The organism is Robertmurraya mesotrionivorans (genome assembly GCF_050971805.1).
Classification (GTDB): domain Bacteria; phylum Bacillota; class Bacilli; order Bacillales; family Cytobacillaceae; genus Robertmurraya_A.
This window is the reverse complement of sequence record NZ_JBPCCH010000016.1, coordinates 4,415-16,965: the sequence shown is the minus strand read 5'-3', so window position 1 is coordinate 16,965 and position 12,551 is coordinate 4,415. Positions and strand designations below refer to the sequence as shown.

Below are 12,551 nucleotides of genomic sequence, written 5' to 3'. Positions count from 1 at the left end.
TTAAAAAATACTGAGGTCATAAACCTCAGCTAGCTGTTTTAATAACTCAACACCTGCCAGGCTATTTCCATATTCATCTATAGCAGGTCCATAAATCCCAATACCACACCCTGTTTGAAAAGGTGTATTTTGTCGATATCTAGCTGGAACTGATGCCATAATCCCACCCGATACGCCACTTTTTGCTGGAATTCCAACAAATGCTGCAAACTTCCCTGAAGCATTATACATCCCGCAAGTTAGCATTAAACCTTTGATTAACTTCCCGATTTGTTTAGGAAAGACTTGTCTTTTTTGAATTGGGTCGTAACCATTATTAGATATAATTAAACCCATTAACGCAATATCTCTTGTATTTACTTCGATTGAACATTGTGTTAAGTAAACTTTTAACACATCTTCTACTTCTGACTCTAAAAATCCGCTTTCTTTCAAATAATAAGCTAAAGCTCTATTTCGATTTGCTGTTTTCCACTCAGACTGAAATACCTTTTCATTAAAGGTTGGTCGTTTCCCAATCATTTTTTCTATTAATGCATAGATCGATTCTAACTTTTGCTCTGGTGATTCCCCATTAAGAAGAGATGTGACTGTAATCGCTCCCACGTTAATCATTGGATTGAACGGTTTACCTGGTTTATGCAATTCTAAACGAACGATAGAGTTAAAAGCGTCCCCTGTTGGTTCGACATCAACGTGATTTAATACATATGGAATTCCACGGTCTAAACATGCAGCAATAAAACTAATAACTTTTGAAATACTTTGCAAAGTAAAAGGAACTTGCCAATCTCCTGCCTTAATCTCAAGACCATCAGAACTAATCATGTAAACTCCTAAATCCGATCGGTTAGACTCGCTTAAAGCTGGGATATAGTCAGCACATCGGCCTTTCATACCAAGCAAACGGTATTTCCTAACCCATTCATCAAGGTATTTTTCCTCCATGAGGTCACTTTCTTGATTTATTTCTATTATCTTTTGCTGATACATTTCCCCACCACCCTGTAAGCGCTTCCTATTTTCTGAGTTAATTAGATATAATTCAGTTTAGGATCCACGCTACGAAAAGAAACAGAACACTACAAATACATCAAAAAATTATTTTTATATTTAATATATTTCTATTTCATACACATACACTAAGCTGAACAGATAACTAAATATATAATTTGTTTCTTGTGACAGGGTGCCTGCGCATTTCTTTTATGCTTCTTTACGCACCTCGGTCTTTTCATCTTTCCAGCATTCTACATTTTTAAGCCCTTTGATGTTGCTTGCATAAAATACAGGCTCTTTCCCCTCTTTTTTCTGTTTCACGTAGTCTTTTAACACAGCAAGTGCAATCTTCCCAATTAGAGCAAGTGCGATTAAGTTCGTGATTGCCATAAGTGCCATAAAAAGGTCGGCTAAATTCCAAACCATGCTTAAATTTGATAGTGAACCAAAAAGAACCATTCCTAACACAGCTAAACGGAATATAAGGATAGCCAATTTGTTTTCATTAATAAATCCAATGTTTGATTCGGCGTAATAATAATTTCCAATAATTGAGCTAAAACAAAGTAACAGAATCGTAATGGCAACAAAAATACTTGCCCATGGACCAACGTGGCTAGCTAATGCGCTCTGAGTAAGCTGTATTCCACCTAGCCCTTCTCCAGAAATTCCAGACAATAAAATAATGAATGCTGTAGCACTACAAATTAACAATGTATCCACAAAAACACCTAGCGTTTGGATAAACCCTTGCTTTGCTGGATGGCTTACATCTGCTGTAGCGGCTGCAACTGGCGCACTTCCCATACCAGCTTCATTAGAAAATAATCCACGTTTTACACCATTCATTATTGCAGCACCAATCCCACCAGCAACTGCTTCGTTTAAACCAAATGCACTAGTTAAGATAAGCCCGATGATCCTTGGAAGTTCACCAATATTTAATATGACTATATATACAGCCAACAATAAATAGAATACAGTCATGACTGGTACAACCACCTGAGACACTTTAGCAATACGATTAACACCACCAAAAATAACGACTGCGGTAAGCGCAGTTAAGATTACACCGATCACAAGACGGTTCGTATTAAATGCTTCCTCAAATGCAATTGAAATGGTATTTGCTTGAACGGAATTAAAAGCTAGTCCAAAACAAAAGGTGATTAAAAGTGCAAACAACACTCCCATCCATCTTGCACCAAGCGCTTTTTCCATATAGTAGGCTGGTCCGCCTTTGAACCCGTTTGAATCTTTTACTTTATAGACTTGAGCTAGCGTACTTTCAATAAAGCTTAATGCTGCACTGAAGATCGCGACAACCCACATCCAGAACACAGCACCTGGACCACCTAATGTAATCGCAATGGCAACACCAGCTAGATTACCCGTACCTATTCTTGAAGCTGCACTAATACAAAACGCTCCAAATGATGAAACTTGTTTCTTTCCATTTCTAGTAGGAGGACTTTCCTTTAATAAACGAAACATTTCTTTTAGATTCGTCACCTGAACAAATTTTGTTTTGAAAGTAAAATAAATCCCCATACCAACAAGTAAAACTATTAAAACATAGGACCATAGAATTGCATTTCCCCAATTAATCAAACTTTCTGCCATAAAGATCACCTCTTTTTCTGTGATAATAAATATAGTTTTATAGAAGCAAGATGTTTAGAAATAGGGAATTGAGGAATATCTGCTCCTATTTCTGCAAGAATAATTGCAGCTATATTTCTTTAATCCTGGTATTGTGATAAGAAGTACAACTTCTTCCTGATCCAATTGCATCATCCCATCTTTTTTCAAATTGAATCCACCCCCCTTTTGTAAGCGTTTTCACTTTTTGTTCACAAATATAACTTATTTTAGAATCCAAGCTACAAAAAGTAACCGATTACTACAAATAAATTTTTAAAAATTTAAATAATATTCAGATAATCTGTTGTTGATTCAGAAGAACTTTTTATTTAAACTATCATTACTATTCGAAATTTTAAATGGGAAGTGTTCGTTTTGAGTATTAATCCTTTGATAAGGAAAGATCGTACCATTATTTTATTCATGATACTTTTTGTTCCATTAGCAGGTGAAATAAACTTTTATCCCATTAATGAGACGTTTCGAGTTAGCTTAGGCCCTCCAACCCTTTTCTTATTCCTATTATTTTTAAGAAAAACTGCAATTATCCCAGGCTTTTTAACAGCTATGCTTGTTGTATTTTTTCGTATTCTACTAGATTTCATAATGGAAGCAAACTTAAACTGGCTAACTTCTTTTGAAACTCATTATCCCAGCTTTTTCTTTTACTTCACCTATACTTGCCTTTTTTATATAGTAAAAGTAAATCATTTTCATCGTCGACCTTTGATCATTGGTTTCTTTGGGATAACCATTGAAATATTATCCAATCTCGTAGAGATATTCATACAGTATATTATTTTTAAAGTCACGATTACTTCAGGCTCATTTATTGAGATGTTTTTTATTGCTCTTACTCATAGCTTTATGGTATTAGGGGTGTTTAGTATGATGAAACTTTATGAAGCACAATCCCGGGAGATAGAAGTTCGAAAGCGTAATGAACATATGTTATTGCACGTATCTAATTTATATGAGGAATCTATTCATTTAAAAAAAACACTACAAAATTCGGAAACGATTACAATAAAAACTTACGAATTATATAGAGAATTAATTCAAAATGAAATTGTAGACATTAAATTTATTGAAAAAACCAGTCAACAATTACTAGAAATAGCTGGTGAAATACATGAGATTAAAAAAGATAATCAGAGAATTTTTGCAGGCTTATCAAAACTTATCTCAAATGAAGGTTTTACAGACTATGTCAATATTTCTGATCTGATTAAAATAATTGTAAGAGCAAATGAAAAGTATGCACATTTCTTAGAAAAAGGTATTCTTTTTAGTTATAACATTAAGGGAAATCACCCCAATTACCATATATATACCATTCTATCGATTGTTAACAATTTAGTTGCAAACGCTGTAGAAGCTATTAAAGAAAAGGGAACAATCAATATAGAAGTAAGTTTCCAACATAACTCGGTTCAATTTCAGATTGAAGATGACGGCCCAGGAATTTCAGATAAAAATAGGGAATTAATATTTAAACCTGGCTTCACTTCTAAATTTGACGGTATGGGGTATCCCTCAACAGGTATTGGATTAACTTTTGTAGAACATATGGTCAAAAAGCTCAATGGAAACGTCACCTTTAAACGTGGCTCAAACGAAAAAGGAACAGTTTTCATTATTTTTTTGCCTGTTGATAATTTGATTGAAAAGGAGAATTCTTGATGAACTTTTATATAACAGATGATGATGTAATAGTTCGTTCCATGCTTGCTCAATTTATCGAGGATGAAGATCTAGGTCAAGTTGTTGGCGAATCCGATGATGGGATATTATTGAATGGAGAAACTTTAAACTTAAAAAAGGTCGATATTTTATTGATCGATTTATTAATGCCAAATCGTGATGGTCTTGAAACCATACAATCTATCAAACCGACTTTTAAGGGGAAAATCATAATGATTTCTCAAATAGAGTCAAAAGAACTGATTAGTAAAGCATATACACTTGGAATAGAAAACTACATTATAAAGCCAATTAATAAGATAGAAGTGCTTGCTGTTATCCGAAAAGTAATGGAACATACTCGCCTAGAAAAATCCATTCATGACATTCAAAAGTCATTAAATACTGTTCTTCAAATGGATACAATGTTGCAGCAAAAGGAGAAATCTTTTAAGGAATATAATATTAAAAATTATGGTGAGTTACTTTTCACAGAATTAGGTATTTCTGGTGAGAGTGGCAGCAAAGATTTAATAGAAATATTGGCTTTTTTATTTAATTATGAGAAAAAGAATACATTTGAACACGGATTACCATCTCTTAATGACATTTATGAGTATTTAGCAAATAAAAAGCTTGGAGCTACTGCTGACGAAGGGGCTTTAAGAAGAGAGGCAAAAGCTTCTAAACAGCGTGTTCGGAGAACCATTTATCAGTCATTGAATCACTTAGCATCTTTGGGACTTACAGATTTCTCAAATGCAAAATTTGAAAAGTATTCTTCCCAGTTTTTTGACTTTACTATCGTTCGTAATAAGATGACAGAATTAAAAAATGATACAAAACCAGCGTTCACTTCCACACGAATAAATATAAAGAAATTTATTCATGCTTTATATTTCGAAGCAAAACGTATGATGTTAGAAATATAAAACCAAATAAGAACAAGCATCACTATACAATTAACTACCTATTCATCGGAAAAACATATATGGAAAAAGTATTTTTAGAGGTAAACATTAATCCTATCAACTATGTAATGATGTATTAACGATGCTGTTACTCAAGATTAGAGCGGGGACTGAAAATAAGCAGATGGAAAATAAGGGACAGGAGATTATAAAATTACCAGCTAGTGTGATCTCCTTTATATATTTTGTAAATCCAATTCTCAAAAAGTGTAAGAACAATGATAGTTGAAATTCTTCTTTATATTCACTTTTATATTCTTGTACGATAGATTACGAAATGAAAAACCCCTTTTATTATTAAAAATGTTACTTGAACCATTCATAAGGAGGCATTCCAATGATTGGTCAGATCACGAAAAAGTTTACCTTTATGTAACTCAGGAATAAAAAAAAGAAGCCTCCCAAAAGTTCAGTGAACTTATGAGAAGCTTCTTTTTTATATTTGGGGGCAGATTACATCATGCCGCCCATTCCACCCATGCCGCCCATGTCAGGCATTGCAGGAGTGTCTTCTTTAATGTCAGCAACAACTGCTTCAGTTGTTAAGAACATTGCTGCAACAGATCCAGCGTTTTGAAGAGCTGAACGAGTTACTTTAGTTGGGTCAACGATACCAGCTTCGATCATGTTTACCCACTCGCCAGTAGCTGCGTTGAAACCTGTTCCCACTTCTTCACGCTTTAGGCGCTCAACGATAACAGATCCTTCAAGACCTGCATTGTGTGCGATTGTACGAACTGGCTCTTCCATCGCACGTAGAACGATGTTCACACCTGTTTTCTCGTCACCAGTAACCTCTAGAGCAGCAACTTTGTTGTATACGTTAAGTAGGGCAACACCACCACCAGAAACGATACCTTCTTCAACAGCTGCACGAGTTGAGTTCAATGCGTCTTCAATACGAAGCTTGCGCTCTTTTAATTCTGTTTCAGTAGCAGCTCCAACTTTAACAACTGCTACACCGCCAGCTAACTTAGCTAAGCGCTCTTGTAATTTTTCGCGGTCAAATTCAGAAGTTGTTTCTTCCATTTGCGCACGGATTTGGTTTACACGACCTGCGATTTGTGCAGAGTCTCCAGCACCTTCAACGATTGTTGTATTTTCTTTTGTTACAACAACTTTAGAAGCGCGACCTAGAGATTGGATCGTTGCAGACTTAAGGTCACGACCTAGCTCTTCTGTGATCACTTCTCCACCTGTTAAGATCGCGATGTCTTCAAGCATAGCTTTACGACGGTCACCGAAACCAGGAGCTTTAACAGCTACTGCATTGAATGTTCCACGAAGCTTGTTAACTACTAATGTAGCTAATGCTTCACCTTCTACATCCTCAGCAACAAGTAATAATGGCTTACCTTGTTGTACAACTTGCTCTAAAACAGGAAGGATTTCTTGAATGCTTCCAATTTTCTTATCAGTAATTAAGATAAATGGATTGTCTAAAATAGCTTCCATTTTATCAGAGTCAGTTACCATGTATGGAGACGCATATCCACGATCGAATTGCATACCTTCTACTACATCAAGCTCAGTAGTGAAGCCTTTTGATTCTTCGATTGTGATAACGCCGTCGTTACCAACGCGTTCCATTGCTTCAGCGATTAATTGCCCTACTTCATCATCAGCCGAAGAAATAGCCGCAACTTGAGCGATAGAAGCTTTGTTTTCGATTGGCTTTGAAATCGCACGTAGCTCTTCAACCGCTACTGCTACAGCCTTATCCATCCCTTTACGGATACCCATTGGGTTAGCTCCAGCTGTTACGTTCTTTAAGCCTTCACGAATCATCGCTTGTGCAAGAACAGTTGCAGTTGTCGTACCGTCACCAGCAACATCATTTGTTTTGCTAGCTACTTCAGCAACAAGCTTAGCACCCATGTTTTCGAATGCATCTTCAAGTTCGATTTCTTTTGCAATTGTTACACCATCGTTTGTAATAAGTGGTGAACCGAATTTCTTTTCAAGAACCACGTTACGTCCCTTTGGTCCTAATGTTACTTTTACAGCATTTGCAAGTGCATCTACCCCACGAAGCATCGAGCGACGTGCGTCTTCACTAAACTTAATTTCTTTAGCCATTGTAAAATACCCTCCTCGAGTTTTTTCAATCTATTCTGTCTTCGTTTAGTTTTTAAATTATGAAAGTTCTACTCTTATCCAAGAATAGCTAGAATATCGTTTTCACGTAGAATTAAGTACTCTTTTCCTTGGTACTTAACTTCTGTGCCAGCGTATTTTGAGAAGATAATGCGGTCGTCCACAGAAACTTCAAGAGCTACACGCTCACCGCTTTCAAGTACGCGGCCAGTGCCGACAGCAACTACTTTGCCTTCTTGAGGCTTCTCTTTAGCAGAGTCTGGTAGTACAATACCGCTTGCCGTTTTTTCTTCCGTTTCAACTAGCTCAATTACAATGCGATCACCTAGTGGCTTTAACAAGTGAAACAACCTCCTCAAATATATGTAAGATTTAATTATTAGCACTCACTTAACTAGAGTGCTAACACAACTATTATATTAATGAATCTCTTCATTTTTTGCAAGCGAGAAACCGCTTTTTTTTATAATTTTTTTGTAAAAGTCCTCCCATAACTTGTTAATTATACAACCTTACTAAGTATGTACTTTTCCACCTATTCTATCCATATAATGCTAAAATACGGACAATAATTCTTCTTATTTGATACAACCTGATGTTTACGAGTAGAATAACTATATTGGATTGAAAAGGAGACTTGTTTTGAAACGTGAATATTGGATTATATTAATTGCTTATATTGCTATGCAGCTTTCAAGCTTTATTGGTGTCCCTATAACCTCTCTCGTACTAGAAATGATTGGTTTTGAAACAAACTCTCAAGGGTTTGCAGGTGTCACTTGGCTTGTTATCAGCTTTTCGATCACACTTGTCATTGTCCTGCTGTTGTTGCGTGAAGAGATGGTAAACGCAAATGAAGTAAGAAACGGAGCAAGCTTAGGTCGGTCGATCCTCTGGTCCATCACAGGTGTCTTTCTTGCCCTATTTGCCCAAGCCTTTGCTGCAAATATTGAACGTTGGATTGGTATTGAGGTAGGATCTGATAATACACAGCAGATTTTACGTATCATTGAATCTTTTCCTATTATGATTGTCGTTAGCTCGGTTATTGGTCCTATATTAGAAGAAATTGTCTTTCGTAAGATCATTTTTGGGGCTTTTTATAAGCGTTTTAACTTTTTCCTATCTGCCTTGCTTAGCTCCGTCATTTTTTCTTTTGCCCATATGGAGCCTGAGCACACCCTACTTTATTCCGCGATGGGATTCACCTTTGCGTATTTATACGTAAAAACCAATCGTATTCTCGTTCCGATCGTTGCTCACGTATCAATGAATACGTTCGTTGTTCTTGTGCAATCCGTATATAGGGAAGACTTAGAAAAATTAATCAAACAAGCAGAACAAATGCAAAGCTTTATTGGAGGATTCTTCTTATGAGACAGTCACCTTTATTCTCAGGTATTATATACATCATCTTAGGTGCTCTGTTCACAGTGTTTGCGATACAGGACTTACAGCAAAATGGAGAGTGGGGCTTTTTTACCTACCTGCTAGTCTTGCTAGCTACATTTGATATTGGTTCAGGCATTCGGATGATTCTTTTACATTTTAAAATCAAAGAGATGAAGAAACAGCAAAAGAAATAGCCGCTCCAATAAGGGGCGGCTTGTTGTTTATTCCTCTACCATTTCTTCATCCACTGAATAGTGCTTTAAAAAGTACACAAGTGACTGTAACTCAATAGCGAGATCAATATGATGAACCCTGATCGATGATGGAACCGTTAATCGGGCCGGTGTAAAGTTTAAAATTCCTCTCACCGTTCCTTGAACCATTCGATCGGTAATGGATTGTGCAACCGTTGCTGGAACGGTTAATATCGCTACTTGAATATCTTCTCTTTCAATAACCTCTTCTAAATCATCCATATGATAGACAGGCACTTCTCCAATTTTTGTGCCTACCTTTTCTTCTACTACGTCAAATGCAACAGCAATTTTTGTATTATTATTTTTTAAGAAATTATAATTTAAAAAGGCTGTCCCTAAATTCCCCACCCCGATTAACGCTACCTTCGTTAACTCATCTTGGTCGAGTGTTTTACGGAAAAAGGATAATAGATAGTTTACATTGTAACCGTATCCCTTTTTGCCTAACGCTCCAAAGTATGAAAAATCTCTTCGGATCGTTGCAGAATCGACCTTCACCGCCTCACTTAGTTCAGCCGATGAAACTCGTTGCTTTCCTGATGAGTGTAAACTATTTAAAAAGCGATAATACAATGGTAGTCTTTTCGCCGTTGCTTGTGGGATTTTCATGGATTCATTACTCATCGTTCTTCCCCTACCTTCTATCTTTAACTAATATAGTTTCTCTTCTCTTTTAAAGTCACCGTTTTTACCACCCGTTTTTTCAACAAGGTATGTTTTCCCGATAACCATTCCTTTATCTACTGCTTTACACATATCATAAACGGTAAGCGCACAAACAGAAGCGGCTGTTAACGCTTCCATTTCTACACCCGTATTCCCTTTTGTCTTTACACTAGCAGAAATATGTAGAGTATGGCAATGGTTATCTGATTCCCAATCAAAAGAAATATCGACACCGGTAAGTGGAATAGGATGACACATTGGAATAATATCCCATGTTTTTTTACTAGCCATAACCGCTGCAACCTGTGCCACTGCTAGCACATCACCTTTTTTCATTTGGTTATGTGTGATACGATCATATATCTCTTGATTGACTGTGATACTAGAATGGGCAATGGCCGTCCGTACTGTTTCGGGCTTATCACTCACATCTACCATTTTCGCTCTGCCTTCTTTATTAAAATGAGTGAACTCTGACATCTATTATACACCTCTTTCAAAATCATACACTATTTTCCTCGTTCTGTATGAAAACATTGTAACATACTTCACAACTCATATCATTGCTCATCCGTATTGAATGCGATACACTAACCGTAGAAGTATAGAGGTGAAATCAATGATACTACTACAAGTGAACCAGCTTTCCAAGTCTTATGGAGCTGACCTTATTTTATCGAATATAAAACTAGAAGTTCAAACAAGAGACCGTATTGCCTTAGTAGGTCGAAATGGGGCTGGAAAATCTACTTTACTCAAGATTATTGCCGGCCATCTTTCCTATGAATCAGGAGATTTAATCAAACCCAAACATGTAACGATCGGGTATTTGGCTCAGAATACAGGTCTTGTCTCCGGATTATCCATTTGGGAAGAAATGCTTACCGTTTTTGAACATGTCATGAACCAAGAGAAAGAGCTTCGTAAGCTTGAGGAAAAAATGGCTGATCCTACCGTATTTGAAGATGCTGCTTTGTACGAGCGGACAATAAAAGAATATGACCATCTCCAAAATGAATTTAAGGAGAATGGGGGGTATCAGTACGAGTCTGATATACGCTCTGTCCTACATGGATTAAATTTCCACTCATTTGATTACTCTACGAAAATTGATAGCTTGAGTGGTGGCCAGAAAACTCGTTTAGCTCTTGCGAAGTTGTTATTAACGAAACCTGATATTCTTATATTGGACGAACCTACCAACCATCTAGATATTGATACTTTGTCTTGGCTAGAGCAATATCTTACTGGCTACACTGGTGCCATCTTAATTGTATCCCACGATCGCTACTTTTTAGACAAAGTGGTCAATCAAGTGTACGAAATCTCTAGGAATCAAATCAGCAAATTCTCAGGAAACTACAGTTCTTATCTTGAACAAAAAGCCGAAAACTACGAGCGTGATCTAAAGCAATACGAAAAACAGCAAGATGAAATAGCCAAGCTACAGGACTTTATTCAAAAGAATCTTGCTCGTGCATCGACCACAAAGCGGGCCCAAAGTAGAAGGAAGAAGCTTGAGAGAATGCAAGTAATGGACAAACCTCTTGGAGATGAGAAGTCCGCCTCCTTCGGGTTTGATATTGAAAAGCAAAGTGGTAATGAGGTGTTAAATGTTCATTCCCTATCAGTTGGCTATCATGATGAGCGAATAGCAGAAGGACTTTCCCTTAGAATTACTAGAGGCGATTCCGTTGCCTTAGTTGGACCGAATGGGATTGGAAAATCAACGTTGCTCAAAACCATCCAAGGAACGTTACAACCGTTAGAAGGACAAGTTCATTATGGGTCTAACGTTAGCATTGGCTATTATGATCAGGAACAGGCAGCTCTTACCTCGAACAAGCGAGTTTTAAATGAGCTTTGGGACGAATATCCTCTGAAAAGTGAAAAGGAAATCCGGACGGTGCTAGGGAATTTCTTGTTTACCGGCGACGATGTGTTAAAAACGGTATCCACCCTTAGCGGTGGGGAAAAGGCACGTCTAGCACTCGCTAAACTTATGATGCAAAAAGCGAATCTTCTTATACTAGATGAGCCTACCAACCATCTGGACTTGGACAGTAAAGAAATATTAGAAAACGCGCTAGTAGATTATCCAGGTACTATTTTATTTGTTTCTCATGATCGATATTTCATCAATCGCATTGCTACGAAAGTGATTGAATTAAGCAAAACCGCTGCTGTTGAGTACCTTGGGGACTATGATTATTACGTGGAAAAGAAGCTTGAACAAGAAGAGTTGAAAGCCATAGAACAAGCAGAAAAGGCTGCAGCTACCGCGGTAGCTTCTCCAGAAAAAAATACGTATCAAATCGATAAGGAAGCCAAGAAATTAGAGCGTCAACGAAAGCGACGCATCGAAGAAATAGAAGGATTGATTGAACATCTCGAAGAAACGATTGAAAAGAATAATACACTGCTTTGTGATCCAGAAATTTTTCAAGACCACGAAAGAGTGCTCAAAATTAATGAAGAAAATGAAACAGCAAAACTCCAATTAGATGAGTTACTAGAAGAATGGAGTGAACTTGCTGAATAAGCAGAAAGAACCGGGAGAATGAATCTATCCCGGTTTTTTCTTTTCCACAATTTTGTTCACAGGTAAATTGTTTTTATATGCGCTTTCCACAGGGTTTTCCACATTATCCACAATTTTAGTTTATTTTATCCACATTATGCACAGTGAAACTTGTCGAAACAGTGTTTATACACAAAAAATAGCCCCTATCACGTGATAGGGACTTTTTCCTAAAGTTATGTGTTGTGGATAGATAGGTCTAAACCGGGATTTGCGTTTAAGGAATAGTCACTTCTTTGTCCTTTTTCATACATGACACTT

General features: G+C 36.9%; 11 protein-coding genes. 5 read left to right on the top strand and 6 right to left on the bottom strand.

All coding sequences use genetic code 11. The features are described 5' to 3' along the window. Both ACRX5O_RS19245 and ACRX5O_RS19240 read right to left on the bottom strand, forming a co-directional pair. Window positions 1–993 carry a glutaminase gene (locus ACRX5O_RS19245; RefSeq protein ID WP_433907442.1) on the bottom strand — a complete coding sequence of 331 codons (993 nt, stop codon included), beginning with the start codon at window positions 991–993 and terminating at the stop codon, window positions 1–3. Window positions 994–1,206: 213 nt separating this feature from the next. Beyond that, entirely contained in the window at window positions 1,207–2,622 is a 1,416-nt protein-coding gene (locus ACRX5O_RS19240) for an alanine/glycine:cation symporter family protein (RefSeq protein ID WP_433907441.1), read from the bottom strand. A gap of 387 nt (window positions 2,623–3,009) precedes the next feature. On the opposite strand from ACRX5O_RS19240, the gene ACRX5O_RS19235 reads away from it, so the two are divergent. Both ACRX5O_RS19235 and ACRX5O_RS19230 read left to right on the top strand, forming a co-directional pair. Continuing rightward, window positions 3,010–4,326, top strand: coding sequence for a sensor histidine kinase (locus tag ACRX5O_RS19235; protein ID WP_433907440.1), 1,317 nt, complete (start codon window positions 3,010–3,012; stop codon window positions 4,324–4,326). Further along, complete coding sequence (locus tag ACRX5O_RS19230; protein WP_433907439.1) at window positions 4,326–5,258, top strand: response regulator; 933 nt, start codon at window positions 4,326–4,328, stop codon at window positions 5,256–5,258. Before ACRX5O_RS19235 ends, ACRX5O_RS19230 begins: the two co-directional genes overlap by 1 nt. A gap of 492 nt (window positions 5,259–5,750) precedes the next feature. Here ACRX5O_RS19230 and groL read toward each other — a convergent pair whose 3' ends face one another. Together groL and groES are read right to left on the bottom strand one after the other, a co-directional pair. Continuing rightward, window positions 5,751–7,376, bottom strand: coding sequence for a chaperonin GroEL (gene groL / locus ACRX5O_RS19225; RefSeq protein ID WP_433907438.1), 1,626 nt, complete (start codon window positions 7,374–7,376; stop codon window positions 5,751–5,753). A gap of 74 nt (window positions 7,377–7,450) precedes the next feature. Beyond that, window positions 7,451–7,735, bottom strand: a complete 285-nt coding sequence (gene groES / locus ACRX5O_RS19220; RefSeq protein WP_433907437.1) for a co-chaperone GroES — start codon at window positions 7,733–7,735, stop codon at window positions 7,451–7,453. 301 nt (window positions 7,736–8,036) lie between these two features. Between groES and ACRX5O_RS19215 the strand changes: the two genes are divergently transcribed. Together ACRX5O_RS19215 and ACRX5O_RS19210 are read left to right on the top strand one after the other, a co-directional pair. Continuing rightward, window positions 8,037–8,771 carry a CPBP family intramembrane glutamic endopeptidase gene (locus ACRX5O_RS19215; protein ID WP_433907436.1) on the top strand — a complete coding sequence of 245 codons (735 nt, stop codon included), beginning with the start codon at window positions 8,037–8,039 and terminating at the stop codon, window positions 8,769–8,771. Beyond that, window positions 8,768–8,980, top strand: coding sequence for a YdiK family protein (locus ACRX5O_RS19210; RefSeq protein ID WP_433907435.1), 213 nt, complete (start codon window positions 8,768–8,770; stop codon window positions 8,978–8,980). Before ACRX5O_RS19215 ends, ACRX5O_RS19210 begins: the two co-directional genes overlap by 4 nt. Before the next feature lie 27 nt (window positions 8,981–9,007). On the opposite strand, the gene ACRX5O_RS19205 is transcribed toward ACRX5O_RS19210, so the two are convergent. Together ACRX5O_RS19205 and moaC are read right to left on the bottom strand one after the other, a co-directional pair. After that, complete coding sequence (locus tag ACRX5O_RS19205; protein WP_433907434.1) at window positions 9,008–9,667, bottom strand: redox-sensing transcriptional repressor Rex; 660 nt, start codon at window positions 9,665–9,667, stop codon at window positions 9,008–9,010. A 27-nt stretch (window positions 9,668–9,694) separates the two neighbouring features. Further along, complete coding sequence (moaC, locus tag ACRX5O_RS19200; protein WP_433907433.1) at window positions 9,695–10,189, bottom strand: cyclic pyranopterin monophosphate synthase MoaC; 495 nt, start codon at window positions 10,187–10,189, stop codon at window positions 9,695–9,697. Window positions 10,190–10,328: 139 nt separating this feature from the next. On the opposite strand from moaC, the gene ACRX5O_RS19195 reads away from it, so the two are divergent. Then, window positions 10,329–12,251 carry an ABC-F family ATP-binding cassette domain-containing protein gene (locus ACRX5O_RS19195; protein WP_433907432.1) on the top strand — a complete coding sequence of 641 codons (1,923 nt, stop codon included), beginning with the start codon at window positions 10,329–10,331 and terminating at the stop codon, window positions 12,249–12,251. Window positions 12,252–12,551 lie beyond the last annotated feature (300 nt).